General features: G+C 67.6%; 23 protein-coding genes, 1 tRNA gene and 2 pseudogenes. 13 read left to right on the top strand and 13 right to left on the bottom strand.

What is annotated here, in order from left to right:
* Positions 1 to 98 precede the first annotated feature (98 nt).
* The gene (locus AC07C1_RS11125) at positions 99 to 425 is read right to left on the bottom strand and encodes an antibiotic biosynthesis monooxygenase family protein (protein ID WP_478938401.1); all 327 of its coding nucleotides are present in this window, start codon (positions 423 to 425) and stop codon (positions 99 to 101) included.
* A 237-nt stretch (positions 426 to 662) separates the two neighbouring features.
* Here AC07C1_RS11125 and AC07C1_RS11120 point away from each other — a divergent pair, with 237 nt between their 5' ends.
* From AC07C1_RS11120 to AC07C1_RS11105, 4 genes are all read left to right on the top strand, one after another.
* Entirely contained in the window at positions 663 to 2,144 is a 1,482-nt protein-coding gene (locus AC07C1_RS11120) for an FG-GAP and VCBS repeat-containing protein (protein ID WP_478938400.1), read from the top strand.
* 74 nt (positions 2,145 to 2,218) lie between these two features.
* Positions 2,219 to 3,631: an FG-GAP-like repeat-containing protein gene (locus tag AC07C1_RS11115; protein WP_478938399.1), complete on the top strand. Its 1,413-nt coding sequence runs from the start codon at positions 2,219 to 2,221 to the stop codon at positions 3,629 to 3,631.
* A 35-nt stretch (positions 3,632 to 3,666) separates the two neighbouring features.
* On the top strand, positions 3,667 to 5,094 hold the full coding sequence (locus tag AC07C1_RS11110) for a hypothetical protein (RefSeq protein WP_478938398.1): 1,428 nt from the start codon (positions 3,667 to 3,669) through the stop codon (positions 5,092 to 5,094).
* A 31-nt stretch (positions 5,095 to 5,125) separates the two neighbouring features.
* A complete protein-coding gene (locus AC07C1_RS11105; RefSeq protein WP_478938397.1) occupies positions 5,126 to 6,151 on the top strand; it encodes a Yip1 family protein in 1,026 nt (341 codons plus the stop codon).
* 201 nt (positions 6,152 to 6,352) lie between these two features.
* On the opposite strand, the gene AC07C1_RS11100 is transcribed toward AC07C1_RS11105, so the two are convergent.
* Together AC07C1_RS11100 and dcd are read right to left on the bottom strand one after the other, a co-directional pair.
* Positions 6,353 to 6,850 carry a phosphoribosyltransferase gene (locus AC07C1_RS11100; RefSeq protein WP_478938396.1) on the bottom strand — a complete coding sequence of 166 codons (498 nt, stop codon included), beginning with the start codon at positions 6,848 to 6,850 and terminating at the stop codon, positions 6,353 to 6,355.
* Positions 6,851 to 6,863: 13 nt separating this feature from the next.
* On the bottom strand, positions 6,864 to 7,439 hold the full coding sequence (gene dcd / locus AC07C1_RS11095) for a dCTP deaminase (protein ID WP_478938395.1): 576 nt from the start codon (positions 7,437 to 7,439) through the stop codon (positions 6,864 to 6,866).
* Positions 7,440 to 7,993: 554 nt separating this feature from the next.
* On the opposite strand from dcd, the gene AC07C1_RS11090 reads away from it, so the two are divergent.
* Positions 7,994 to 8,067: transfer RNA gene (locus AC07C1_RS11090), tRNA-Gly, on the top strand.
* 61 nt (positions 8,068 to 8,128) lie between these two features.
* On the opposite strand, the pseudogene AC07C1_RS11085 reads toward AC07C1_RS11090, so the two are convergent.
* The 6 genes and pseudogenes from AC07C1_RS11085 to AC07C1_RS11060 all read right to left on the bottom strand — a co-directional run.
* A pseudogene (locus AC07C1_RS11085) lies at positions 8,129 to 8,278 on the bottom strand (FtsK/SpoIIIE domain-containing protein); the annotation flags it as partial.
* 5 nt (positions 8,279 to 8,283) lie between these two features.
* Positions 8,284 to 8,634, bottom strand: a complete 351-nt coding sequence (locus AC07C1_RS11080) for an SCO3933 family regulatory protein (protein ID WP_393902894.1) — start codon at positions 8,632 to 8,634, stop codon at positions 8,284 to 8,286.
* Between the two features lie 125 nt (positions 8,635 to 8,759).
* Positions 8,760 to 9,491: a GntR family transcriptional regulator gene (locus AC07C1_RS11075; RefSeq protein ID WP_478938394.1), complete on the bottom strand. Its 732-nt coding sequence runs from the start codon at positions 9,489 to 9,491 to the stop codon at positions 8,760 to 8,762.
* Positions 9,492 to 9,583: 92 nt separating this feature from the next.
* A complete protein-coding gene (locus AC07C1_RS11070; RefSeq protein ID WP_478938393.1) occupies positions 9,584 to 10,021 on the bottom strand; it encodes an ATP-binding protein in 438 nt (145 codons plus the stop codon).
* Between the two features lie 5 nt (positions 10,022 to 10,026).
* Positions 10,027 to 10,197 carry a hypothetical protein gene (locus AC07C1_RS11065; RefSeq protein ID WP_478938392.1) on the bottom strand — a complete coding sequence of 57 codons (171 nt, stop codon included), beginning with the start codon at positions 10,195 to 10,197 and terminating at the stop codon, positions 10,027 to 10,029.
* A gap of 100 nt (positions 10,198 to 10,297) precedes the next feature.
* Positions 10,298 to 11,038, bottom strand: a complete 741-nt coding sequence (locus tag AC07C1_RS11060; RefSeq protein ID WP_478938391.1) for a GntR family transcriptional regulator — start codon at positions 11,036 to 11,038, stop codon at positions 10,298 to 10,300.
* Between the two features lie 83 nt (positions 11,039 to 11,121).
* Between AC07C1_RS11060 and AC07C1_RS11055 the strand changes: the two genes are divergently transcribed.
* The 6 genes and pseudogenes from AC07C1_RS11055 to AC07C1_RS11030 form a co-directional block, all read left to right on the top strand.
* A complete protein-coding gene (locus AC07C1_RS11055) occupies positions 11,122 to 12,219 on the top strand; it encodes a DUF1152 domain-containing protein (protein WP_478938390.1) in 1,098 nt (365 codons plus the stop codon).
* Between the two features lie 538 nt (positions 12,220 to 12,757).
* Complete coding sequence (locus AC07C1_RS11050; protein WP_478938389.1) at positions 12,758 to 14,959, top strand: AAA family ATPase; 2,202 nt, start codon at positions 12,758 to 12,760, stop codon at positions 14,957 to 14,959.
* 376 nt (positions 14,960 to 15,335) lie between these two features.
* Positions 15,336 to 15,524 carry a hypothetical protein gene (locus AC07C1_RS11045; protein WP_478938388.1) on the top strand — a complete coding sequence of 63 codons (189 nt, stop codon included), beginning with the start codon at positions 15,336 to 15,338 and terminating at the stop codon, positions 15,522 to 15,524.
* 251 nt (positions 15,525 to 15,775) lie between these two features.
* Complete coding sequence (locus AC07C1_RS11040) at positions 15,776 to 16,162, top strand: hypothetical protein (protein ID WP_478938387.1); 387 nt, start codon at positions 15,776 to 15,778, stop codon at positions 16,160 to 16,162.
* 473 nt (positions 16,163 to 16,635) lie between these two features.
* Positions 16,636 to 17,826 (top strand): PIN domain-containing protein, encoded by a 1,191-nt coding sequence (locus AC07C1_RS11035; protein ID WP_478938386.1) that lies wholly within the window; start codon positions 16,636 to 16,638, stop codon positions 17,824 to 17,826.
* 458 nt (positions 17,827 to 18,284) lie between these two features.
* Positions 18,285 to 18,779: pseudogene (locus AC07C1_RS11030) on the top strand (hypothetical protein); the annotation flags it as partial.
* Positions 18,780 to 19,145: 366 nt separating this feature from the next.
* On the opposite strand, the gene AC07C1_RS11025 reads toward AC07C1_RS11030, so the two are convergent.
* The 3 genes from AC07C1_RS11025 to AC07C1_RS11015 all read right to left on the bottom strand — a co-directional run bounded on the left by AC07C1_RS11025 (position 19,146) and on the right by AC07C1_RS11015 (position 20,686).
* Positions 19,146 to 19,640, bottom strand: coding sequence for a hypothetical protein (locus tag AC07C1_RS11025; RefSeq protein ID WP_478938428.1), 495 nt, complete (start codon positions 19,638 to 19,640; stop codon positions 19,146 to 19,148).
* Positions 19,641 to 19,979: 339 nt separating this feature from the next.
* A complete protein-coding gene (locus tag AC07C1_RS11020; protein ID WP_478938385.1) occupies positions 19,980 to 20,423 on the bottom strand; it encodes a PIN domain-containing protein in 444 nt (147 codons plus the stop codon).
* Positions 20,420 to 20,686, bottom strand: coding sequence for a ribbon-helix-helix domain-containing protein (locus AC07C1_RS11015; protein ID WP_478938384.1), 267 nt, complete (start codon positions 20,684 to 20,686; stop codon positions 20,420 to 20,422). Before AC07C1_RS11015 ends, AC07C1_RS11020 begins: the two co-directional genes overlap by 4 nt.
* Before the next feature lie 33 nt (positions 20,687 to 20,719).
* Here AC07C1_RS11015 and AC07C1_RS11010 point away from each other — a divergent pair, with 33 nt between their 5' ends.
* Entirely contained in the window at positions 20,720 to 20,935 is a 216-nt protein-coding gene (locus AC07C1_RS11010; protein ID WP_478938425.1) for a TerD family protein, read from the top strand.
* Positions 20,932 to 21,351 carry a catalase family protein gene (locus AC07C1_RS11005; RefSeq protein ID WP_478938383.1) on the top strand — a complete coding sequence of 140 codons (420 nt, stop codon included), beginning with the start codon at positions 20,932 to 20,934 and terminating at the stop codon, positions 21,349 to 21,351. Before AC07C1_RS11010 ends, AC07C1_RS11005 begins: the two co-directional genes overlap by 4 nt.
* Before the next feature lie 198 nt (positions 21,352 to 21,549).
* On the opposite strand, the gene AC07C1_RS11000 is transcribed toward AC07C1_RS11005, so the two are convergent.
* A complete protein-coding gene (locus tag AC07C1_RS11000) occupies positions 21,550 to 24,321 on the bottom strand; it encodes a hypothetical protein (protein ID WP_478938382.1) in 2,772 nt (923 codons plus the stop codon).
* Positions 24,322 to 24,343 lie beyond the last annotated feature (22 nt).

The following is a 24,343-nucleotide window of genomic DNA, read 5'->3' as shown; positions in this document are numbered from 1 at the left end:
CGGTCCGACAACCGCTCACCCGCAGGCGACTTGACCTGCCCCACCCTCGCCACACCACAACCAACGAGAGCAGGACAGCTAAGTCACTGGCATTGCGGCTAGGCCCCCTTCGGCCCCGCCTGCTGCACCACCTCGAAAGACCACAGCGTGGAACCGGACGCGGCCGGCCGGGGCCGCTCGCCGCCCTCGCCGCCCCCCTGGTGCGCGGACTTCATCGGCCCCTCCATCCACGCCTGGAACGACTCCTCGTCACGCCAGCGCGTGTACACGAGGTACGTGTCGGTGCCCTCGACGGGCCGCAGCAGCTCGAACCACTCGAAGCCGTCGGAGTTCTCCACGGCGTGGGCCCGCGAAGCGAACCGCTTCTCCAGCACCTCCCGCTGCTCGGCGGGAACGGTCAGCACGTTGATCTTCACTACGCTCATGGCACCATCCTCACCCACCGCACGCCCCGTCAGCCCCAACGGCCCCGTGTCGGCGCCGGCCCCAACAGCCGCAGGAAATTACCGAACTCACGTACAACCTTTACGTTCCCACGTAGGTCTCTTGATCGCTGGGCCGCCTGTGAACCGCGGGAAACGCCGCGTCGAACACGGGAAGTCCGCGCCCCATCGACTGTGGATGCCCGCCACGCATCCCCCGCATGCCGCAGGAGAACCCGCATGCACAAGCACCGCCGACTTGCCCTCGCGACGGCCACCGCGGCCGCGCTGACGGGCAGTCTGCTCACCTTCGTCGCCTCGCCCGCGACCGCCGCCGACTCGGTCAAGGTCGCGAAGGCCGACTTCAACGGCGACGGCATCGGCGACGTCGCCACCTCGGCGCCCGGCGCCTCCGTCAGCGGTCACGCGGACGCCGGCCAGGTCGTCGTGCTGTACGGCACGGCCACCGGCGTCTCGGCCGCCAAGCGCACCGTCATCAGCCAGGACACCACGGGCGTCCCCGGCACCGCCGAGGCCGGCGACGGCTTCGGCCGGGAGACGGCCTACGGCGACTTCAACGCCGACGGCTACGACGACCTCGCCGTCGGCTCCCCGTACGAGAAGGTCGGCACCGACACCAACGGCGGCGACCTCGTCATCCTCTGGGGCTCCCGGAGCGGCCTGACCGGCAAGTCCGCCCACCTGGTCGACCCGGCCGTCTCCTCCCACGACTACTGGGGCAAGGACCTCGCCGCCGGCGACTTCGACGGCGACGGCAAGACGGACCTGGTCGTCGGCAGCTCCGCCGCCACCCTCTACCTCTACAAGGGCGGAATCAGCGGCTCGGGCACCGCGGGCAGCCGCACCACCGTCAAGCCGCCCATCCTGTCCGGCAGCAACGACTACCCGTTCGGCCCGATGAGCCTGACCGCCGGTGACGTCAACGGCGACGGCCGCACCGACCTCGTGGTCGACGGCTACGAGACCACCACCCAGTACGGCTGGAACACCAACTACTGGCTGCCCGGCACCGCGAGCGGTCTGAGCGGCTCCTCCGCCCAGGCCCTCAAGCCCGGCATCATCACCGCGATCGGCGACATCAACGGCGACGGTTTCGGCGACATCGTCAGCGGCGCCGGCTGGGACAGCACCACCGAGGACGGCACCCCCGTCCCGGACTCCTCCAACGGCGGCCGGGTGAACGTCACCTACGGCTCCGCCTCCGGTCCGGCGGCCACCACCGGCATCAACCAGAACACCGGCAGCGTCCCCGGCACCTCGGAGAAGGGCGACTCCTTCGGCTGGGACCTCGACCTCGGCGACATCAACGGCGACGGTTACCAGGACCTCGTGGTCAGCGCCCCGCTGGAGGACATCGACGGCGTCACCGACACCGGCGCGGTCACCGTCCTGTACGGCTCGGCATCCGGGGTGAACACCGCCTCCGGCACCCAGTCCTTCAACCAGAACACCACCGGTGTCCCCGGCGGCAACGAGAAGAACGACCTCTTCGGCATCGACATCAAGCTCGACGACGTCACCGGCGACGGCAAGGCCGACCTGGTGATCGGCGCGAACGAGGACGGCGGCGACGGCGCCCTCACCTACCTGCCGTCCAGCGGAACGAAGATCACCACGTCCGGTGCCCGCTTCGTGTCCGCCGGTTCCCTCGGCGTCTCCACCTCGGGCACGCCCCAGGTCGGCGCCCTCTTCGCCGACTGACCCACCTCGTCTCTCCCATCCGTGGCCGGGCCCGCTGCCGTGCGGGCCGGCCTCTCCCACCCCGGAGCCCCGCCTTGCGCAAGCGCGTACTCCTGCTGGCCACCACCCTGACCACCGGCCTGCTCACCGCACTTCCCGTTACCCCGGCCACCGCCGCGCCCTCCCATCTGACCGGCGACTTCAACGGCGACGGCTACCTGGACATCGCCCTGAGCGCCGCCAGCCACCAGGTCGGCACCGTGCAGCAGGCCGGCGCGGTCGTCGTGCTCTACGGCTCGTCCTCGGGCGTCTCGGCCACCAGTCGCACCCTGATCACCCAGAACTCCACCGGTGTCCCCGGCACCGCCGAGCAGGGGGACCTCTTCGGCGAGAGCCTGGCCGCCGGCGACCTGGACGGCGACGGCTACTCCGACCTCGTCGTGGGCGCCCCGAGCGAGAGCATCGGCGACCGGGACGCCGTGGGCAGCGCCACCATCCTGTGGGGCGGCACGTCCGGCCTGTCCGGCGGCGCCCTGCTGCCCCAGCCCTCGACCCTCGCCGAGTATGACAACTTCGCCACCGGCATCGCCGTCGCCGACTTCGACGGCGACGCCAAGCTCGACGTCACCCTCACCGGCCGGACCCAGACCCGCCTGTACCGGGGTCCCTTCACCCGCAGCGGCACCCCGGCGAGCAACCTCCGCGTCGGCGAGCTGGGCACCACGACCACCGTGTTCGCGGGCGACCTCAACCACGACGGCGCCGCCGAGCGCGTCTACCCGTTCCTCGTGGACGGCGACGAGGGCGGGGAGATCGACTACTTCACCTGGGACGGTTCCAAGCAGGTCATGAAGGAGCTGCCGAACGCCGACGGCCTGCCCGGCTCGATCGGCGACGTCAACGGCGACGGTTACGGCGACGTCGTCCTCGGCGACCCCACGGACCCCGGCACGTCCAAGAAGTCCGGCCACAAGGGCGGCCAGATCTCCGTCTGGTACGGCGGCCCGAACGGCCCCGACCCCGCCCAGACCCCGACCGTGATCCACCAGGACACCGCGGGCGCGCCCGGCACCGCCGAGACCGACGACATGTTCGGCTCGTCGATCAGCACCGGTGACATCAACGGTGACGGCTACGCCGACGTCGCGGTCGGCGCGCCCGGTGAGGACCTCGGCAAGGCCACCGCGGCCGGTTCGGTGACCATCCTGTTCGGCTCCGCCTCGGGCCTGACCACCAAGGCGGCGAAGACCTGGACCCAGGACACGGAGGGTGTGCCCGGCGGCTCGGAGACCGCGGACCAGTTCGGGCAGTCGGTCCGGTTGATCGACATCAACAAGAACGGCAAGGCCGACCTGGTCACGGGCGCGGGTGGGGAGAACGGCTACGGCGCCGTCACGATCCTGCGCGGTACCGCCTCCGGCCTGACCGCCGACTACGCGAAGTTCATCAGCGCCCGTGACGTGTCCGTGAAGGGCATCGGGGACTTCGCCTGGGCCATCGCCCAGTGACGTACCCACGATTCCGGCCTCCGCAAGCGAACTCCATGCGCACCCGCGTCCTCGCCGTCGCCCTCGCCGGGGCCCTCGCGCCGCTCGCCCTGACCGTGGCCGCCGCCCACGCGGCCACGGCCGCCGCCCCGTACGACTTCAACGGCGACGGCCGCGCCGACCTCGCGATCGGCGCGCCCGGCGCGACCGTCGGGGGCCAGTCCAAGGCGGGCGCCGTCTCGGTCGTCTACGGCAGTTCCACCGGGCCGAAGACGGCCACCCGCACACTGATCACCCAGAACACGGCCGGGATTCCCGGTGCCGCCGAGGCGGGCGACGCCTTCGGCAGCGCCGTCGCCTCGGCCGACCTGAACAAGGACGGTTACGCCGACCTCCTGATCGGCGCGCCCGGCGAGGACGTCGACGGCGACACCAACGACGGCACGGTGGTCGTCGTCTGGGGCGGCAGGAGCGGACTGTCCGGGGCCCGGACGGTCGTCGACTACTGGCACGACGAGGTGGACCGCTACGGCCAGGCGCTGGCCGTGGGCGACCTCGACGGCGACGGTGACACGGACGTCGCGATCGGTTCCACCGGCTCGGTCGGCCTGTCCTTCGTCAACGGCCCGGTCACCAGGACCGGGTCCTTCCAGGGCGGCTCCGGCTCCGGCTTCCCCGACTCCTACTCGCCCTCGTACGGCGTCACGTCCCTGTCCGCCGGCCGCGTCTCCCCCGCCTGGTCCACCAGCCTGGTGGTGCACGGCCGGCAGCCCCGCACGGGCGCCGCCGTCACCCATCTGATCACGGACCCGTCCATCGGCAACTACGCCGACTGGCTGCAGGACCTGCCCGCCGGTACGGTCTCGGCGATCGGCGACATCGACAAGGACGGGTACGCCGACATCGCGGTCGGCAACCCGGGCGAGGTCTCCGCCGACCCGGCCGGAGCCAAGGGCGGCAAGGTCACCGTGGTCTACGGCGGACCGGGCGGCAAGGACACCTCCCGCGCCCCGCTGGTCCTCGGCCAGGACACCCCGGGAGTGCCGGGCGCGGCCGAGACCGGCGACGCGTTCGGCGGCAGCGTCTTCCTGGGCGACGTCAACGGGGACGGGTTCAGGGACCTGGCGATCGGCGCCCCCGGCGAGGACACCGGCGCCGGATCGGTGACCGTCCTCTACGGCACCGCCTCCGGGCTGACCACCAAGGGCGCGGTGTCGTACACCCAGAACACCGCGGGTGTTCCCGGCACCGCCGAGAAGGGCGACCGCTTCGGCGCACGGGTGCTGCTCGCCGACCACTCCGGCGACCACCGCGCCGAGCTGACCGTGGCGGGCCCCGGCGAGAACGCGGGCGACGGCGCGGTCTGGTCGCTGCGCGGCGCGGCCGGTGGACCCACCACGGCCGGTTCGCTCTCCTTCGGCCCGTCGGCCACCGGCGTCTCCACCGCGGGCGCCCCGCTGTACGGATCGGTCCTCGGCAACTGACGCGCCGCCTACCCTGACGACCCCTTAGGGGATGTCACAGGTCGGCAGCAAAGCCGGACCCGGACGCCCGGGTCCGGCACGTCGGTGTCCGGGACCAGGTACGTTCGATGACGTGGCTGGATTCAGGATCGGACGCGGGGGCCGGGACAACCGCACCCCCCAAGGACAGCAGGCGCCGCAGCAACCGCCGTACGGGCACGGGCGGCCCGGGGGACCGTCGTACGGACGCCAGGGACCGTCGTACGGGCAGCCCGCGGGCCCCTCGTACGGCTACCCGTCGGCGCCGCAGCCGCCGTACGCACAGGCGGGGCAGCCGTACGGGCACCCGGGGCCGGCCGACGACGGACCGGAGTACTTCGGTGACGGCGGCTACCCGGCAGGGCACGGCGCGCAGGACCCGTACGCGGCGAACCAGCCGGGCCACACCCAGGCGTTCTCGGTCGACGAGGCCGCCGGCTACACCCAGGGCGCGACCTACCAGGCCGGCACGGCCGCCGCACCCGCGGCCCCGACGGGCCCGCCGCTGCACTGGAAGGACCTGCTGAGGGGGATCGTCCTGTCCCCGAACGAGACCTTCCTGCGCATGCGGGACTACACGATGTGGGCCCCCGCCCTCGTCGTCACCTTCCTCTACGGCCTGCTCGCCGTCTTCGGCTTCGACGGCGCCCGTGCGGACGCGATCAACGCCACACTCTCCAACGCGGTCCCGATCGTGCTGGTGACGGCGGTCGTGATGGTGCTGGGCCTGTTCGTCCTGGGCGTGGTCACCCACACCCTGGCCCGCCAGCTCGGTGGTGACGGCGCCTGGCAGCCGACCGTGGGCCTGTCCATGCTGATCACGGCGCTCACGGACGCGCCCCGCCTGATCGTCGCGATGTTCTTCGGCGGCGACGCCGGCTTCGTCCAGCTGCTCGGCTGGGCCACCTGGCTCGGCGCGGGCGCCCTGCTGACCCTGATGGTCTCCCGCTCCCACGACCTGCCCTGGCCGAAGGCGCTGGGCGCGTCGGCGCTCCAGCTGATCGCCCTGCTGTCGATCGTGAAGCTGGGCACCTTCTAGCCCCTCGGGCAGACGTCCCGAGCAGAAAAGGGCCCCCGCGCGGGGGCCCTTTCGTATGCGCTGTGGAGCTGGGCGTACGCGCTGGGGCTAGGCGTACGCGCTTTGGCTAGGCGTACGCGTTTTGGCTAGGCGTACGCGCTTTGGCTAGGCGTACGCGTTTTGGCTAGGCGTACGCGTTTTGGCTAGGCGTACGCGTTTTGGCTAGGCGTCGAGGACCTGCCCCGCCCGCTTCACCACGGGCGGCTCGACACTCCACGGGAAGTTGATCCACTCGTCGGTGCGCTTCCAGACGTACTCGCACTTCACGAGCGAGTGGGACTTCTCGTAGATCACCGCGGAGCGCACCTCGGCGACGGTGTCGAGGCAGAAGTCGCGCACGAGCTTGAGCGTCTTGCCGGTGTCCGCGACGTCGTCGGTGATGAGCACCTTCTTGTCGGAGAAGTCGATGACGTTGGGGACGGGCGCCAGCATGACGGGCATCTCCAGGGTCGTCCCGACGCCCGTGTAGAACTCGACGTTGACCAGATGGATGTTCTTGCAGTCCAGGGCGTAGGCGAGCCCGCCCGCGACGAACACCCCGCCGCGGGCGATGCTGAGCACGATGTCCGGCTCGTACCCGTCGTCCGCGATGGTCTGCGCCAGCTCGCGGACGGAGCGGCCGAAGCCCTCGTACGTCAGGTTCTCCCGCACGTCACTCATGTCGTGGCCGCCCTCACACCTGGGTCCGATGGAAATTGACGAAGGACCGTGAGGCGGTCGGCCCGCGCTGCCCCTGGTACCGGGAGCCGTAGCGCTCGCTGCCGTAGGGGAACTCGGTGGGCGAGGTCAGCCGGAACATGCACAGCTGGCCGATCTTCATCCCCGGCCACAGCTTGATGGGGAGGGTGGCGAGGTTGGACAGCTCCAGGGTCACGTGGCCGCTGAAGCCCGGGTCGATGAACCCGGCGGTGGAGTGCGTGACGAGTCCCAGCCGGCCGAGCGAACTCTTGCCCTCGAGCCGGGAGGCGAGATCGTCGGGCAACGTGATCACTTCATACGTCGAGGCGAGCACGAACTCCCCCGGATGAAGAATGAACGGCTCGTCACCGTCGGGCTCCACGAGCCGCGTCAGATCCGCCTGCTCGACCGAGGGGTCGATGTGCGGGTACCGGTGGTTCTCGAACACCCGGAAATACCGGTCCAGCCGCACGTCGATGCTCGACGGCTGCACCATGGATTCGTCGTAGGGATCGATCCGTACCCGGCCGGCGTCGATCTCGGCCCGGATGTCCTTGTCTGAGAGAAGCACGTAGCGAGGATACGCAAGGCGCGCGGAGCCGTGACAATCGTGACGACTCCGCGCGCCCGGGGTTACCGCGGGAGTCACCGCCCGCTTACCGTGTGTCCCGCCGCTGCCGCTGCTACCGCTTCTCCAGCGTGACCGGCACGGCGCTGCGGAGCCGGGCACACCGTGGACACCTCACGAGCCGGCCCGGGCCGAGCCGGCCGGCCTGCTGCATCGGGAACGAAGTGGTGCTGAAGACGTGCCCGTCCGCGCAGCGGACGACGGTGCGTTCCATCAAGTCCCTTATGTCCCTTCCCCAAGAGCCTCGCCGGGCTCTCTGGCCTGACGACAAAAGCCACATTACGGGATCAAAGAAACGACTCTCCAGGCGGCACTCCGGCCGCACCGGGACCCTCCCCCACCTCTCCACCGTAATCCCCAACTCCGCCCGCCCGCAGCCGGATCCCTCCCCTGAAACGGGCTCAGTACCCCGGAGCCGAAGCACCAGGGGTCCGCGATGATGTACAGTGAGCGAGCGTCGGAACACCGACCCCTCGGGGCCACCGAATCCGACTTACGCGGGTGTAGTTTAATGGTAGAACATCAGCTTCCCAAGCTGAGAGCGCGAGTTCGATTCTCGTCACCCGCTCCACGAAGAAGGCCCAGGTCATCGACCCGGGCCTTTTTGCTGTGCTCAGCGATCACTCGCCGCGTGAGGCGTACGAGGCCAGCAGCCGGGCCGCCGAGAGCGGCAGCCCGACCGTGGACCAGTACGCCGCCGGGTGGGCGTGCCGGGCGTAGGCCGCGCCGCCTATCACGGCGAGCGGTCCGCCCAGCTCGGCCATCGTCACCAGGTCGGTCACGTCGATCAGCCCGCCTGAGCCATCTGGAACGCGCCGGGCATGACGGCCGTGGCACGGTAGGCGATGCCGTGCCGCTCCCGCCCGTTGAACACGCTCTGCCAGGGCCGGGCGACGAGGCCGGGGAGGGAGACCGGGGCACCGACGGCCAGGCCGTCCGTCACACCGCTCTCGGGGATGGTGACCTGGATCAGCGACGACTCTCCTTCGTCGATGTAGACGACGCCGATGGTCATCAGCGCCTCACCGCTCACGGCGTCCTTGGCGATCTCGCCGGTCTGCCGGTCGCGCACCTTCGGCGCCGGCGCTTCGGTGAGCAGGATCGTGGCGGTCGAGGCGTCAACGCGGATCACACGCACAGAGGTTTCTCCTTCTGAGTCGATCAACTCGTCACCTGACAAGTTGACTTAGCAAGTTCGACCTAAGGATGCCAGGTTGACTTGTCAAGCTTGATTCGCAAGTGTTTGAGGCGCCGTCAGGCGGCTCAGTTCAGGCGGTAGGTGTCTTCCAGTTCCTGCCGGTCGGCAGGAAGAAGCACGTCAGAGACTTGCAGCGCCCGCCCGGAGGCGTCGCAGGCGATCACGAGGACGCTCAGGACAGGGACATCATCAGGCAGCCCCCCAAGCAACTCGGCTTCAGCGGCATCGGCCAAACGCGCGGACACCCGCTCCGTCACGTGGTCGAAGCGGACCTTCTTGCGCGCCTCCAAGTGCTCGCGCACGCCGGACGTCAGCGCGCCCTCGTCAGCCAGGTCGGTTCCGTCGACAAGGTCGGCAGGGAAGTACGACGAGGTCAGCTCGACCGGTTCGCCGTCCTCTTCCACCACGAACCGGCGCCTGAGCACCTTGGCCCCCTTGGGCAGCCCCAGAGCCGAGGCCACGCGCGCCGGCACGGCCACTTGACCGACGTCGACCAGGCGCCCAGGGGTCCGCGACTCATCGCGCGCCAGAGCTTCGAGCCCGCGCCGATCCTTCTCTTCGACGACCGCGGGACGCCCGCGCACGATCGTCCCGTAGCCCTGCCGAGACTCCAGCCAGCCGTCCCGCTTCAGCAACTCCAAGGCCCGCACGACCGTGGGGCGGGACATCCCGAACGACTGCACGAGCTGGTTCTCGCTGGGGACCCGCGTGCCAGGCGCGTACGTCCCGTCCTCGATGCGACGTTGGATCGTCTGCGCGAGGCGCACGTACTTGGGTGCCTCCACTTCATACGCCATGAACGCCGCCGCCTGTCAAGATTGGCCAAGTCAACCGGTCAACCAGACTAGCGACATTCCTACTGTGGCAGTAGAAGCAGGGCACCCCTCCCTCAGGAAGGCCAGGCATCGGCCACCACGAAGGAGACCACCGTTCCACCGAAGCGACTGGGCCCGGAGTGCCACGACTCGGCGATGGAGTCGACGAGGAGCAGCCCGCGCCCGTGCGCGTCATTGGCGTCCGGCCGACGAAGACGCACGCTCGCCGGGAATCCGGGGTTGTGCACCTCCACACGGAGTGAGGTTCCCTCCCGGAACCACTCCACGCGTACGACCCATCCCTCGTCCGACCGCCCGTAGAGGATCGCGGTGGTGACCAGTTCCGAAATCATCAGCGTGCAGTCGTCGACCGAACAGGCCGGGTTATAGGGGGCGATGAACTTCCGGAACCAGCGCCGGGCCCGCGGTACAGACTCCGCAGTCGGGTGCAAGCTCATTGCTCCCAATCGCGGCGAGTCCTCGCAGGGATAGCGGTCGATCGTGTAGGTCATCGCGCTCACTCCTTGCCGCTGCCGTCGCAGTCGAGGCAGCGCCGCTTCGATGTGGCACGGGTGCGGTCGTTGGCCGCCGAGAGCGCCAGAGCCGTACGGGAGCCGACGCGCTTCCATCCGCGCCCCCGGCACCCTCGGCAGTTGCTGAGCGCCCCCTCGTCCGGCCGCTGACTCATCACGCCATGCCCCCTCTCCTCAAGTGGCCTTAGCCACTTTGTGGATAGTGGCATTAGCCACTCTGAGCGTGCAAGCGGTTCAGCAGAACCACCGCTCACTTCAGGTCAGCGGGTAACCCTGCTCGAAGGCCCAGCGGTGCGGCGGATAGGTGGCTTCGGCGAACTCGAGCGGCCGGTCCTGGAGGTCATAGACGACGTGGTGGACGATCAGCACCGCCGACGCCGGGGCGAGGCGGAGTTCCTCCGCTTCCTCATCCGTGGCCTGCCGCGCACACATGCGGTCCTCGGCGTAACTCCCCTGTCGACCGGTCATGTTCTCGACGTACATCAGAGTCCCCTCCTGGATGCGCTCGGCATCCAGGAGCTTGGGCGCCCGCTGGCCGACATCCGGCGCGAACCACGAGGTGGACAGGTTGATCGGCCCGTCCTGGTTGTTCGTGACGCGACGCCGGTGGACGGCCCGGCGGTCCTTGGCCAACCCCAGCGCTTCGGCCACATGGTCCGGCGCATCCAGCCAGCCGGCCGACGTGATCACCGCGTACTCACCGGCGGTGTAGATCTTGCCGGTCTGCCGAGCCCGCCCGTACAACTCCCTTGCACGCCGGTTCACTTCGAGGCTGCGCACGTAGGTACCCGAACCCTGACGCTTCTCGACCAGGCCCTGATGACTCAGCGCCTCCAGGGACCGGGCGGCCGTCGGCCGGGAAACGGACCAGTCGGCCGCCAACTGCCGCTCCGAAGGAACCTCGTCCCCCGGCCGCAGATCACCACGCAGGATCTGGTCACGGATGTAATGAGCGATCTGGAGATACTTCGGCTGAGTCTCCTCGATCTGCGGCATGTCCCCTCCTGGGTCGACAAGTGGCTATAGCCTCTGGCCACTATAGGGTGAGTGGTCAACCCCGGAACCCGTAGGCTGAACGCATGACGCGGTTGATCGTCGCAGCGGGAGGCGGAGGCGACACGGTCGCCGCCGCGATGCTTGACGCGGGTCTCTACGGCGAAGAGGACCGGGCGGTGATCCTCACGTACGCGTGGGACCGCCTGTTGATCGACCCGGTACCGGGGCCTCGGGGAGCGGACAACTTCACCGGCCTACTTCCGATGACTCCCGCTGTGCGGCAGGTATCGGCGGGGACCCGCCCCGTCGCTCCGGCAGGCTCGACCCTCCCCAGGCTCGCGGCAGAGCTCCCGCACACCTTCGCTCTGCTCGACCCACACCACGGCGTGGAAGGCGTCACCCGCCAACTCGAAGAACTCATCAGCCACTTGTCCCCCACGTCGATCGATCTCCTGGACGTGGGCGGCGACATCCTGGCCCGGGGCGACGAGCCCACGCTGAAAAGCCCCCTGGCCGACGCGCTCACCCTCGCGGCGTGCTGCCAGGTCAACGCCCCCGTCCGACTCCTGGTCGCCGGCCCCGGTCTGGACGGCGAGCTTCCCCCGGACGACTTCCGCGACCTGCTCGGCCCCCTCGTCCACACCTTCACCGCGGCAGATGTGGACAGACTCGGCACGGTCCTGGACTGGCACCCTTCCGAGGCAACCGGGATGCTCGCAGCCACCGCCCGAGGCGTCCGCGGAACCTGCGAGATACGAGACGCCGGCCTGCCCGTCCACCTCACGGACGAGAGCCCGACAGTCCACGAAGTCGACCTGGACGACGCCGTCAGCCGCAACCAGCTCGCCCGCGCCATCATGACGACCGAGACACTCGACGAGGTCGAGGCCCACAGCCGCGATGTCTGCGGCTTCTCGGAAATCGACTACGAACGCAATAAGGCCACATGGCTGAAGGACCAGCCGCCGACGGACCTGAACCCGGACACCGTCCTGGCCCAACTAGGAGTGTTCGAGGCGGAAGCCACTGGCCGCGGAGTGACCCACACGACGTTCCGCCGCATCACCGAAGCCCTCAACTACAGCGGTACCCAGCGCGAGAACCTGCGTGAACTGCTGATCAGCAACCGTCCGGAGCAGTACGAGGCACCCTTGTGGCGCATGGCCAACCGAGCTGAGTAACAACCTTCTTTACGGGTTCAAGGCCCGCGCACGGCGCGGGCGCGCGCCGCCTCTGCGGCGCGGCCTGCCTCCTGTCTTCGCCCCGGCTGGCCGCGCTCGGCGGCGCGCTCGGCGGCTGCGGGCACGTCGTAGGGAGAAACCCTCTATGGCTGGGGCGGTCGGCTCCACGGCTTTAGGCAGCCACTTTGGGGCGAGCCTCTAAGATCATGGCCCCAACGTCGTGCTTTACCGGGCAGGTCCACAGACTGCCCGACGCGCCGCAAGCTTACGGGGCCATGATCACTCGCCCCAAAGCAGCTCCAGCCCAAAGCCGCTCCTCCGACCTCGTATGGCACTCCGGAGGACTCGTTGTCATCCAATCCTAATCTGTTGCCCAGTCAACGACTTGGCGCCCCCCTTGCCACTTTGCGACCCTTCACGTGCTGCGCCATGATGGAAGTCAGGAGGGCGAGAGCTGAACTAACCGAATCAGTCAAGAAGTTGAACTAGCACTGAGTGCAGGCAAATTATGAGCGCTTCCACTCCTCGTCAAATAGTCGTGGTTCATGGCGACGCACTCGCTGACTGGGTTGTCGCACAACAAGATGAAGGCGAGCCCCGCCGCACGACAGGCCCGAAATGGCAGGATCGGCAGGGGGAAGTCCGACAGCGCGAAATTCCGGGTGGCACCCGTCTCCTCACGACGCTTATAGATGAAGTTTCGGACGATAACGTCTCCGTTTGGTCCCCCACTTCTTCCTGGGGCCACATCGACTGGTTCGACACAAAGATAAGCCATTACCACGCCACATTGGCACCATTCCCTGAAACCGAGAAGGTTGAGGATTTTAGCAACCTAGCAAACTTCCGTTGGCGTATTTCCGACGATCAAGGAATAAGCCGCAGGAGGCTGTGCAGGGAACATGACACCAAAGAGCACACGAAGTGTTACGGGAAAGGCGAGCCAGACAGCGCGGACCTAGTGGTGATCGCGGACGCAGGACTTAAGTTTTACGTAGATCACGAGTTGCCGAAGGCAATCAAGGACAACATGGAGAATCTTCCGTGGTTGATCCTCAAAATTGGCGGCGACGGGATGCTCGGCCGGAAGGACCACCTACGAGACGTACTCCACGAGCTGCGCCACAAGGTCATACTTGTTACAACGGCAGACGATCTTCGGCGCGTATCCGGCCTGAAAATAACGAGGGGCACGGCGTGGGAGCGAGCTGCGAGCGATTGCTTCAAAATATTCGAGTCAAATGAGCGGCTCAACCAGTACCGTTTCGTGGTCGTATCCTTTGGCCCTGCGGGCGTATTCTTGTTCGACCGAGATAAGCAGGCCGGTGGCCACTGTTCCATTTTCTACAATCCCGTGAAGGTAGAAGGGGCACCAGACTTCTGGCTTAACGGACGAATGTGGGGATACACCTCCACACTTTGTACCGCTATTGCTCTAGAGGTCCTGAAGAACGGTGCGGCGTCGCTTGGGGACTCACCAGTAAATGCTGAACTTATCATAAGGCGTGCAGTGCGGCGGGGCCTTAAAGCCATGCAGGAGGTCTATCGAAATGGATTCGGCCCCGTGATAGAAGAGGTCGCCGCCGGCCAGGTGGAGTCTGCCATGCCAGATTTCCCAACCTCAGCAATAAAGACTGCGCTGGAGATCGAGGAAAGCGAACTAGTCAACGATAAGAATATCGCGGAGGCGCAAGCCGCGAGTCGCGATATCGACTCGCTGCAGATGTTCGTCAGCGGGCTCGACTTGGAAGAGACTGCAAGGAAAATAATTTACTATGGAGCAGAGAAAGCCCTGGCAGACACAAGCATTCCGTACCTGAAATACGGGGACGTGATAACGGTGGATAGGCGAGAAATCGAGAGTTTCCAATCAGTGAGATCTTTGGTCAAGGAATACGCAGAAAGGACAGGTACGCGCATACGTCGCCATTGGCACAGGAAAGATGCGAGAGTGCCAGTCCCTCTGTCCATCGCAATGTTTGGCCAGCCTGGCTCTGGCAAGTCAACGGCGGTAAGGCAGGTTATCGGCTCGATTAAGGCTCAAGATAAGGAATTCACGTTTGAGGAATTCAACCTATCGCAATTCAGAAACCCTTCGGAACTGATCGATTCATTTCATCTACTGCGCGATGTCAGATTGCAAGGAAAGGTCCCGGTCGTTCTTTGGGATGAATTTGACAGCCATTTCGAGCGCCCCCTGGGCTGGCTCAGGTACTTCCTATCACCAATGCAAGATGGCACCTTCCAAGAAGGTAAATCGGTCCATCCGATAGGTCGGTCGGTCTTCGTTTTCGCTGGCGGGGTCGCGTCGAGCTTGGAAGAATTCCAGCCATCAGAAGAAGGCGATGTAGATTCCCAGGCCAAGAAGGATTTCAAAGCGGCTAAGGGGCCTGATTTTTTGAGCAGGGTTCGCGGAACTATGGAGCTGCAGGGGATCGATAAGCGCGACAGTGATCCTCTTTGGGTTATTAGAAGGGCCATATTGCTCAGGTCCATCCTGGAAAAGGACAGTATCTTGCTGCGGGAAGGCCGAAGCGGGGAAGAGGCTATCGACAAGGATGTTTTGAACGCTTTCTTGGGTGTCCCCAAATTCAATCATGGGGTACGCTCGATGCGCGCTATCGTGGCGAACAGTTCGCTTCTAGGTGAGCGGTTTTTCAGTAAGTCGAGCCTGCCTAACGCTACGCAGCTCGAACTTCACGTAAATGTTGATGATTTCTTGGGGGAAATGAGTGGGTAAGCCCACCGAGCATAAGACCCTCCCGGGCCGTCTGGGGGAAGGGTGCAGCTCAATAATGACCAACGTCGACGAGCGCTGATCGAGTATGCAGCCGCAGGTCACGGCCGCGATGATCAGTTGTCGATGAATGAAGCGCGGCCGGTAGGGCGCCGCACCGTCCGGATGGCCGTTGTGGTGTCACTGTTGGGGTGACACGCATGTGTACACACGTCCGACGGCAGTGACGGCAGCGCTGACGGCAACGACGGCGGATGCCAGCGGTACTCGACGGCCCAACACGGCATTGGCGTTGAACCGCCGACCTAGCCCACCAGCGCTTGCCCGCATCTTCGAAGCGCCTGGTCAACATGCATGGCCGCTTGGATAGCTTGCCGCCATGACCGATGACGTTGTTCTCCGCCTGGACCGTGCCAGCGCCGAAGACCTGTACGAGGTGCTGTGGCTGGTGGGCGGGCACCTTGCTGCCGGCGCGCCCATACCGGCTCTACCTGACGAGGCCAACGAGCGGCTGGGCCGCGTGATCAGGACGCTGGGCCACTCGTTGGGCAAGGGCGGGCCTCTGTAAACCCGGGCTGCGGGCCGTCCTGGGGCCGTTCGACGTCAGCCGACGCTAACCGACAACGACAGAAGCCCACGGCGTCTGAACTGGTCAGAGCCGTGGGCGTCGTCAGCCTCGCTGGTGGGCGAGGCCCGTGATCAGTAGACCGGCTACCGAGGCCATCCGCGTGGCGGTGTTCACTCGACGCACTAGCTTGCTGCCGTGCGCCCCCGCTGCGCCGCCCCTTCAGTGCTAGTGGCACCGAATCATGAACGCGCATGAGGGGATTCGGGAAGTACTGGGGTTGGGTTGTCTTCGCGGTGCTGGTCGCGGGCTGGTTGACCTTCGACTTCGGGCCGGTCGTGCTCCTGGTCCTGTCTGGGGCCAGCGCCTTCTACTTCTTCTTCAACATGCCTGTCTGGTGCGGAGCCGAGGGACGTGGCGGCACATGCCGCAACAACAGTCACGGAGTCCTCATGGGTTGCCACCTCCGCCAGCACAAGTGGCAGAAGCTCAAGATGCTCTTCCGGAGTGCTCGATGGGCGCGGCTCAGGCAAGAGCTGTTCCAGAACGCGACCACCACGCTGGCAAGCCTTGGTGGCATCCTCGCGGTGACGTCAGGGGTAGCGTCCACCTTGCAGCCCCTGTTCGGCGGAGGTTGGTAGCGGGGCTAGCTGACATCCACATCTGACATCAACGGCAGCGGACGGCAGCGGCCAGGCACATTCAGCGATGGAGCCCATCCTGTTGGCCATGGGGCACGGGGCACGCCGCGGACCGAACTCCTAAAGCGGTGCTCGCACACGCTGCGGCCCACGGCAGTGACGGCAGCGTTGAGTACGTGGCGATGCCGTTGAAGAACAGCCCGACGATGGCGGCGACAACGCCCAGCACCGTGCTGATAGTCGCCCACGGTAAGCCGCGCCGTGCTCCGTTATCCGAGGTAGCCCGGAGTGACGATCAGGGGCGCCGGCGGCTACGCCGCCACAGCGTCCGTACGGCAGGTGTCGCGCAACCCGAGCCGCCGGGGTTCCGCGTCAAACGCTGCCACGGGCAGCTCTCTTTCAAATCGGGTGCTCACACCGTAGCCGCCTGGAATCCTTGGACATCACTTCAGTAGCGCGACGGGAGCCGGCCGTTGATCATTCTCGATACAAGCATCCTCCGAACCTTCGCGCCGGACAGCAGTAGCGCTGATCTCCTGCTCGCCCTCCGCGCAACCGGCACTCAGCGCGTCGGAGTGCCTTGGATGGTGATGGAGGAACTAGCCGCGCAGCAGGCGATCAAATACTTGGAAAAGTACGACGCTGCAGCGCAAGCCCTTAAGTCCCTGCAGCAGGTCACTCCAGGAGGTTACACAGTTGAACTACCGCCATGCGATCCGGACGACGTCCGGGACTACTGGCGAGGGAAGTGGGGCGACATCTTTGAAACGATCCCCGTGAGTGAAGACGTCATGCGCCAGGCGCTCTTCCGTGAGGCGAACTCTCTGCCTCCTTGCAAAACTTCAAAGGGTGAAAAAACCGGTTCCCGAGACGCCGTGATCTGGCTCTCTGCCGTTCAGTACGCCCGGCAAAACCCATCGGAGACTGTCTACTTCGCCAGCGCCAACACCAAGGACTTCGGTGACGGCACCGACTACCCGGCCTCCATGAAGGGCGACCTCCACGGGATAGAAGACAGGTTCGTCCACTGGACCAATCTCGACCAGGCAGTTTCCGAATTCGCGAAGCCCACGGAAACCAACGAGGATCGCGTGGCAGAACTCCTCGCCACCCCGGAAACCTCGAAGCAGGCTGAAGCAGCACTCCAGGCAGGCGGATACCTCCCGACAGACGGCCGCTTCACGTGCACCGCGCTCATGCCGTCAGGTGAATGGTGGGCAGTCCCCGCTTACGGCTGGGCGACGCAAGAAACGGTGGTCGGTTACGTCGAAGCCCCACAAAAATTCCACATCGGCGATCAAGAGTGGTACGCAGCAAAGGTCCACTGGTATCTCACCGGCATCATCAACACCGATACCGGCCCGGTCGGGGCTGGCTGCCAAGTGACTGCATCTATGCTGTTCACCCCCGACACGCAAAACCCGAGGCTTACGGTGCTGCGTGCCGAATGGCCTCAGCCGCTGGGCACCGAGATCCTCAGCACTCTCACTGTGCCGGAGGTCGACCTCACTATGGCGGAGAGATTCACCTGGGGACAGGGATACTCACGCCCTGACCTCCACCCCTACCGCGGGCCTCGGTCTTATGAGGGAGCCGTACTCCGAAGCGGCATGTTGCCCGACAACAACCTCAAGGCCGATTGCGACGCCCCTCCCGGCGGTTGATCATCCGTCTCCACTACTCTCCGATCCTCCATCCGTGCGCCTGGGAAGGCGCCCCCCGAACGATCGACTGGTGGGCCGACGGCAGTGACGGCAACGCTGACGGCAACGACGGCGGACAGCAGCGGCACTGGGCAGCCCGGCATGGTTGGCGCCGGGTGCCATCGGCCCGCACCACCAGGGCATGCCCGCATCTTCTAAGCGCCTGGTACCCAGGGGTGCCCGCCCACAAGGAAGCGGTCATGCCACAGGCGTGCCAGATCGTGCGGGGAACCACGGGGAACACTGGGGAAGCAACGGACGTGCCGCCAGTCGGCGGCGCCCTTCCGCAGCAGGTCAGCCCCGCAGCGAGCCCTGATGACCTCAGCTTCCCAAGCTGAGAGCGCGAGTTCGATTCTCGTCACCCGCTCCATGCGAAACCCCCAGGTCGGAGACCCGGGGGTTGTTTGTTGTCCAGACCAGTGGGCGATGCGCACCACAACCGCACCATTGACTGCCGGTGGTCTCCTCGTTGGGGCGCGCGGTCCATCGGGACAGGCGTCCTGCTGCACGAGACGGCCTGGGCCGAGCGATTGAGCCAGGCCGCCGAGTTCCGTCCACACCTCGTGCGGCGCCGTGCCGAGGCCGACGACCGGCGACGGCACTACGAGCAGATCACCGAGCACTACCCCCAGATCACCGAGAAGCTCACGGACTGGTACCCATGGCTGGCGGACCCTGCGGACGACCGCCACGCCGTCACGCTGTGGCTGGTCCACCGCTGGATCGAGGAACGCTTCTCGACCGACGAGGAGGCCGTGCCCGCGGTACTGGCCGACGGCTTCGTGGCCCGCCTCCTCGACGTGGCACAGCCGATGGCGAGCGAGCCGCTCGGCGGCCGGGCGGAAGCACTCTCCACAGCGCTGCGCACGGTCGCCACGGGCCTCGCCGTCGGGACCCCCGCGGAAGACCAGCGGCTGCCGTACGAGGGCGAGCCCGAACTCAGTTGCTCGCGTCGGACAGCCTCGGTCGGCAGGCGAACCTCGACGAGGTTGGCTGGTTCAAGCTGGACGCCTCCTTGGACGACCGACGCGGGAGGCGCGAGGAGGAAAAGCTCTCCGAGACGGTCCGGCCCTGGCGGCTGGCCGTCCTCGGCCCCGAGTACCGCACCCGGAACGAAGCGGTTCCGCTGTCCTCTCCGGCCACCCCGTTCCACAGCCGGGCTGGTCGGACATCGCTGCGAAGGTCGAGGGCGACTGGCGTACCGCGGTTCTGGTGGCCCACGAACAGGACACCACCGTGGCGGAGGTGCTCCGCGCGACGCGAGGCCTGCGCATCGCCCATCAACGGCTGGCGGGCCGGCCGTCGTCGGTGACGGCGACCTGGAATGGAAACCGGAATTCATCGACTGGTACGTGATGAAAGGGCTCCTGGGCAGCAAGCCGGATCGGCTGGACGGCCTCTCCATCAGCATCTGGGGGCGCGCCCTGCCACCCAAGCGACGGGCCGCCAACGATATCTACTACCCGCACCCGCCCGAGGATCTCTCCGGCATCGCCCGGGCCTCCGCGAGTTTCCATGAGCCACTGGGCAAGCTGGCCGAGGCGTGCACCCGGTACGCGCCGTTCGTCGGCGAACCGCTGCGCGCCGTCCCGGAGTATCACCGCGACCACGTCTGCACGGACGCCGAGCTGAAGCTTCTGTACCTCCAAGAGGACAAGCACCACTGGCGACCCGCCGTCCACCCCTGGGACGTACCGGTGGTGGCAGCCACGACAGGCCTCGACGCGAATGAAGTACACCGGCGCATGGCGGCCGTCGGCGCCGTGGATACGCATTCTCCGGGGAGGACCCCAGCTGGGAAGGCGCCGACTATCCCGTACCGGCGACCTCAGCCGTGCTGTTCACCGGAAGCCAGCGGCTCCGGCAGCAGCTGTCGGTGCTGTGGAACACCGCGCAGCGGGAAGCCCAGAACCTGGGGCTGGGCACCGAACTCGTTGCCCCACGCCCGCCCAAGGCGCTGAGGAAATTCGTCCCGACGTGGGACGAGGTCGCCGCACTGGTCGACGAAGGCATGCGCGAGGACGTGGATTATGTGTGGTCCGAGATCTCCGGCCAGCCCCGTCCTTGGCGGTGGCCACGGCCAGGCCAGGCACTTGGCGGCCGAGGGCCCTGCGTCAGAGCGGGAGGTCGTCGGGAAGCACCCTGAACGCCTTGTAACGGCCCAACGGGCGTACGGCCCGGAAGTCTCGTCGGTCGAGGGTGAGAATCGCGTCCGTGTCGTAATCGGCGGCAAGTGCCACGTTCACCGCGTCGGCGAGGTCGAGGTCCAGCGTGCGGTAGCGGACACGGACGGACTGGGCGGCGCCCAGGTGGTCCTCCGTGATCTCCGGCAGGACGACACGACCCCGGCTCATCCAGCGCCGCAGGTCGTCGACCGCGCTGACGGCAGCCTCCCTGCCGAGTTCACGCGTCGCCACGTGATCCAGTTCGGCCAGCAGGAGCGGGGACATGACCAGCAGGCCGGCCGCCATGATGGCCTCGTTCGCCGCCTGGTGTTCCGGATGAGCCGAGTCCAGGGCCGCCAGAAGGCCGGACGTATCGGCGAGGACAATGATCACGCGGCGGATCCGGAGCCCGAGCCGGTCTCACGCCGGGCGGCCTCGGCGACCGTGTCGCGGACCTCCGACTTGGACAGCGTGCGCCCCTGCCCTTCAAACGTGCGCGAGAACAGCGGCTCGTCCCAGACCCGGTTCGCCATGGCTGCAAGGTGGATGCCCTGGCGGATGATCTCGGCCTCGCTTATACCTCGGCGCTTGGCGGCCTCCTTGATGATCACCAGGTCCTCGGGGTCCGCGTAGACGTTCGTGCGCTTCATGGGCATGTACCAAGCATAGTCCATGTACCGGAATGATGTATCTGCCCCTTTCCCGTTGCCGAGGGTCGGCCGAGCGCGCCTCATAGGCCGGGTCCATGGGCTTTTCAGCCCTCCGTAAACCCGGCCATGGTCGTCGCCGAGTTGTATCGGTACACCGTCGACGGCCTACCCGCATGGAAGCTACAGGCCCGCGGTCAGGGATGGGCAGACGGCCTCGACAGCCTCGCCCGCGCCTACGGAGTCGACGTCGAATGACAGTCCGGCGCACCATCGACCCGGCCTCGGCGGCGGAGGTCTTCCGACCGGCCCTGCAAGCCGAGTTGCAGGAGCGGCCCTACGCCTTCGACATCCAGGTGCAGCTCTGCACCGACCTGGAGCGGATGCCGGAGGAGGACACCACCGTGGAGTGGCCCGAACAGCTCTCGCCGTCCGTCACCGTGGCCAAGCTGCGACTGCCGCAGCAGGACATCTCCAGCCCGGAAAATCTGGAGAAGATGGACGCACTGTCCTTCACCCCCTGGCGGGTCACCGCCGAGCACGCCCCGCTGGGCGACATCATGCGGGCCCGCCAAGAGGTCTACAGGCACTCCTCCATCGCGCGCCACAAGCTCAACCAGCAGCCACGTACGGAGCCGCGCAGCGCCGACGAGGTACTCCGCCCGCCCCGATGAACGAGGTGGCGACACGACCTTGAGGGGGCGCCGGCGTGTGCCGGATCCGTGCCAGCCGGCGCGGGGAACCAGAGGGAAGACCGGGCGACAAGTCGACGGCCGACCAGCCGGCCGTCACGACCCGCGGCAGGTCAGCCCGACAACCGGCCACGGGTGACCCAAGCGCCGCCACCGCTTCGGTCACCTCGGCGGTGTCCCTCAGGAGCCGTCCTCGACCCTGCCGGTGAGGATCGGGCCGACCGGCGGCTCCTCGAAGCCGAACAGCTGGATCCGCACCGCCTCCTCCGGTTCGGTCACCTCGTCCGTGACGGTGGGTATGGCCACGTCAGCGCTGAGCTGACCAGCGGGGACGGTGGACAGCAGCGAAAATCCCGCCACCTTGGACAGAGGGCGCTCCGGGAGCGGCGACTCACCGTAGTTCTCCATCAGCCACTGCGGATCCACATCCGTGCTGGACAGCTCCGCGCCGCCGTCCGCCGGCAGGACGCTGAAGGGGACGAACATCTCCGTGTCGGCGGCCTCGGACAGGGACACCCGCCAGGTCAGGCTCCGCCCCTCGGTGACACGGTCCGCGACCGGTGTCACGCTCACCTCGGGCATCGGGTCGTCGTTCTGCACGGTCACACCGCCGTGGTAGGAGCCCACCACCGCGTGGTGCACCGCTTTCACCGAGACGTCGTGGGAAACCTCGTACGAGTAGCGGGTGTTGCCCTTCACCTCCACCGGCAGGTCGATGACGTGGCTGCCCGGCCGCACCGTCACCACCCGCGCCGTGGCCTGTCCGGCGACGTCGTCCTCGACGAACAGCCGGACCTGACCGCTGCCCTGGCCGGAGACCCGCACGGGGACCTGGTAGGTCCGGGTTCCGGAGTCCCCTTCATCGACCTTCAGCCGGCCGATGTCGACACGGGGGAGTGCGGCCGGACGGACGGCCGGTGTGCCGGGGCGCCAGCCCCAGGCGTCCATCAGCCAGGCCCGTCCGGAACGGTTGTGCGGGGTCAGTTCCAGGCTTTCGACCCTCCTCAGATCCAGCCCGGCCCGGGTTGCGGCGGTCAGCGGCACGCGGATCTCCTGTGCCCAGTACGACGCGGTCCGGTCGCTCCCCGGCAGCCCGACGGGACGGATCCGGCCCAGGGAAGCCCGGCGACCCGAAGCGTCGGTGACCGACACGTCCAGCTGGGTCCCGGTGGTGCCCGGCGGCACGATCATCCGCAGAGCCAGCGCCTTCGCGCCGGAGAGGGAGACCGGCTTCGCGGAACGCACCCGTACCGCGGAACCCGGCGCCGACCAGCTCAGGGCCACCGCGTGACGGCCCGGTTCAGGCCCCGGCTCCCATTCCGCGAAGTGCGGCGAAGTCCCGGTCCCGTCAGAGGTCAGGCAGGCGGCCGCCGGGTCGGAATCCACCGCCGAGCACAGCCGTCCGCCGCGCACGGTGACCGGGGCGTCCGGCAGGAAGGCGGCGCCGCGGTTCGCGCCGACGGCGTGGGTGAGTATTCGAGCGGGGTCCGCGGACGGCGCCCGCAGGTTCGAGCCGTCCAGCAGCGGTCGTACGCGATCGTCGCCTCCGACGAACAGACGGGCCGCCGCGGCGATGTACGTGGCGCCCGCGGCCTGTTGCTGTACTGCCGTCAACCGGGTGGCGCGGCCCGGCGAGCACACGGGGTCCGTCCGGCCGTCGTCCGCGAAGTCGTCCTCGGCCGGAGCCTTCGCCTGCCCCGGTGTCCACTCGCTGTTGAAGAAGTTGTGGTTGGCGCCGACCATGTAGACCGCGCTGTGCAGGGCCGCACCCCGGCTGACTCCGCGTGTGCCGTCCACGTACGTCTCACCCTCCAGGTCGGCGACGTCGCCGTCGCAGCCCGGCAGGATGGTCGTCGAGGGCACGTCGGGGGCCGGGTTCTGCCCGAAGGCGGTGGGACCGACGAGGACGGTGCCGCGGATGCGCCAGCGCACCACGCCGTGGTAGCCGTCCTGCTCGGCGGGCGGCGGGGTGATGCTGTCCGTGGCGGTCTGGTTGACTCCCTCCCCGCCGCGCGAGTGGCCGACCAGCAGCACCCGGGACAGGTCGGCTGTCGGCGCGCTGCGCACGATCGCCGGTGCCGAGGCCCGGTCGGCCGCCCAGTCCGCCCAGTGGGCGAGGTGCAGCCGTACGAGGGAGGAACGGGCCTGGGCCCCACCGTCCTCCAAAGCGTCCTGCGCGTTGATGCCGTTGGCGGACACGGACACCGTCACGTACCCCTGGGAGGCCAGCAGTTCCTGGTCGCGCAGATAACCCCGGTAGCTCGGCACCGGTTTCGAACCGGCCGGGCACGGCCATACGCCCGAGCGGTCGCCGTCGGCCGTGTAGCAGGTGTCGTGGCGGCCGTGCAGGAAGAGCGCCAGCGGCCGGCGGCCCGAGGCCCCGGTCGGTGCCACCACGACCGCCCGCATCTCCACAGGGGTGGACAGTCCGGGCAACCGCACCGAGGGCAAGGTGTATTCGCCGGTGACCGTCCTGAACCGGCCCGCTTTGCCGGGGTCGACGGCGTTGGCCGGCAACGCGGCGGGCTGCTTCGCCGCGGGTGCGGTGCGTCGGGTCCGCGTACCCGCAGCGACGCCTGCCTCGTCCAGACGGTGTCCCCCCGCCCGCGCTTGGAGATCCGTCCCCCGGCCCAGCCGCGCACCACGGAGGCCGAGCCGGAACGTGCGCCGGTCCTTCGCGGCCACCGGTCGGCCGAGGAATCGGTCCCCGGCGTAGAACTCGACGCCGGCGTCGGTCAGGGGCACCGGTTCGGCCGAGTGCCAGATCAGCTGCGGTTTCCCGGAGTCCTCACCGGTGATCTGCCAGTCGGCCGGGAGGTGTCCGTCGAGGCCGGTCTGCGATGGGGGCAGTCGGGGATCGCCGGTCTGCTGGGCGGCGGCCGGCCCTGGCGCCCCCAACGCTGTCGCGAATACCGCCGCGGCGGCGACCAGCATGCGCCGGCTACGTATCAATGTGCCACTCCTGCTCGGTACT

The organism is Streptomyces sp. NPDC045022, from assembly GCF_056432605.1.
This window is presented reverse-complemented; position numbering and strand designations above follow the sequence as displayed.

Coding starts and splice junctions, on each gene's coding strand:
- AC07C1_RS11105 (WP_478938397.1), top strand. CDS start 5,126: ATGTCACAGGTCGGCAGCAAAGCCGGACCCGGACGCCCGGGTCCGGCA.
- AC07C1_RS11100 (WP_478938396.1), bottom strand. CDS start 6,850: ATGAGTGACGTGCGGGAGAACCTGACGTACGAGGGCTTCGGCCGCTCC.
- AC07C1_RS11060 (WP_478938391.1), bottom strand. CDS start 11,038: ATGCCGCAGATCGAGGAGACTCAGCCGAAGTATCTCCAGATCGCTCAT.
- AC07C1_RS11045 (WP_478938388.1), top strand. CDS start 15,336: ATGACCGATGACGTTGTTCTCCGCCTGGACCGTGCCAGCGCCGAAGAC.
- AC07C1_RS11120 (WP_478938400.1), top strand. CDS start 663: ATGCACAAGCACCGCCGACTTGCCCTCGCGACGGCCACCGCGGCCGCG.
- AC07C1_RS11040 (WP_478938387.1), top strand. CDS start 15,776: ATGAGGGGATTCGGGAAGTACTGGGGTTGGGTTGTCTTCGCGGTGCTG.
- AC07C1_RS11125 (WP_478938401.1), bottom strand. CDS start 425: ATGAGCGTAGTGAAGATCAACGTGCTGACCGTTCCCGCCGAGCAGCGG.
- AC07C1_RS11075 (WP_478938394.1), bottom strand. CDS start 9,491: ATGGCGTATGAAGTGGAGGCACCCAAGTACGTGCGCCTCGCGCAGACG.
- AC07C1_RS11055 (WP_478938390.1), top strand. CDS start 11,122: ATGACGCGGTTGATCGTCGCAGCGGGAGGCGGAGGCGACACGGTCGCC.
- AC07C1_RS11070 (WP_478938393.1), bottom strand. CDS start 10,021: ATGACCTACACGATCGACCGCTATCCCTGCGAGGACTCGCCGCGATTG.
- AC07C1_RS11025 (WP_478938428.1), bottom strand. CDS start 19,640: ATGCGTATCCACGGCGCCGACGGCCGCCATGCGCCGGTGTACTTCATT.
- AC07C1_RS11015 (WP_478938384.1), bottom strand. CDS start 20,686: ATGCCCATGAAGCGCACGAACGTCTACGCGGACCCCGAGGACCTGGTG.
- AC07C1_RS11110 (WP_478938398.1), top strand. CDS start 3,667: ATGCGCACCCGCGTCCTCGCCGTCGCCCTCGCCGGGGCCCTCGCGCCG.
- AC07C1_RS11005 (WP_478938383.1), top strand. CDS start 20,932: ATGACAGTCCGGCGCACCATCGACCCGGCCTCGGCGGCGGAGGTCTTC.
- AC07C1_RS11065 (WP_478938392.1), bottom strand. CDS start 10,197: ATGAGTCAGCGGCCGGACGAGGGGGCGCTCAGCAACTGCCGAGGGTGC.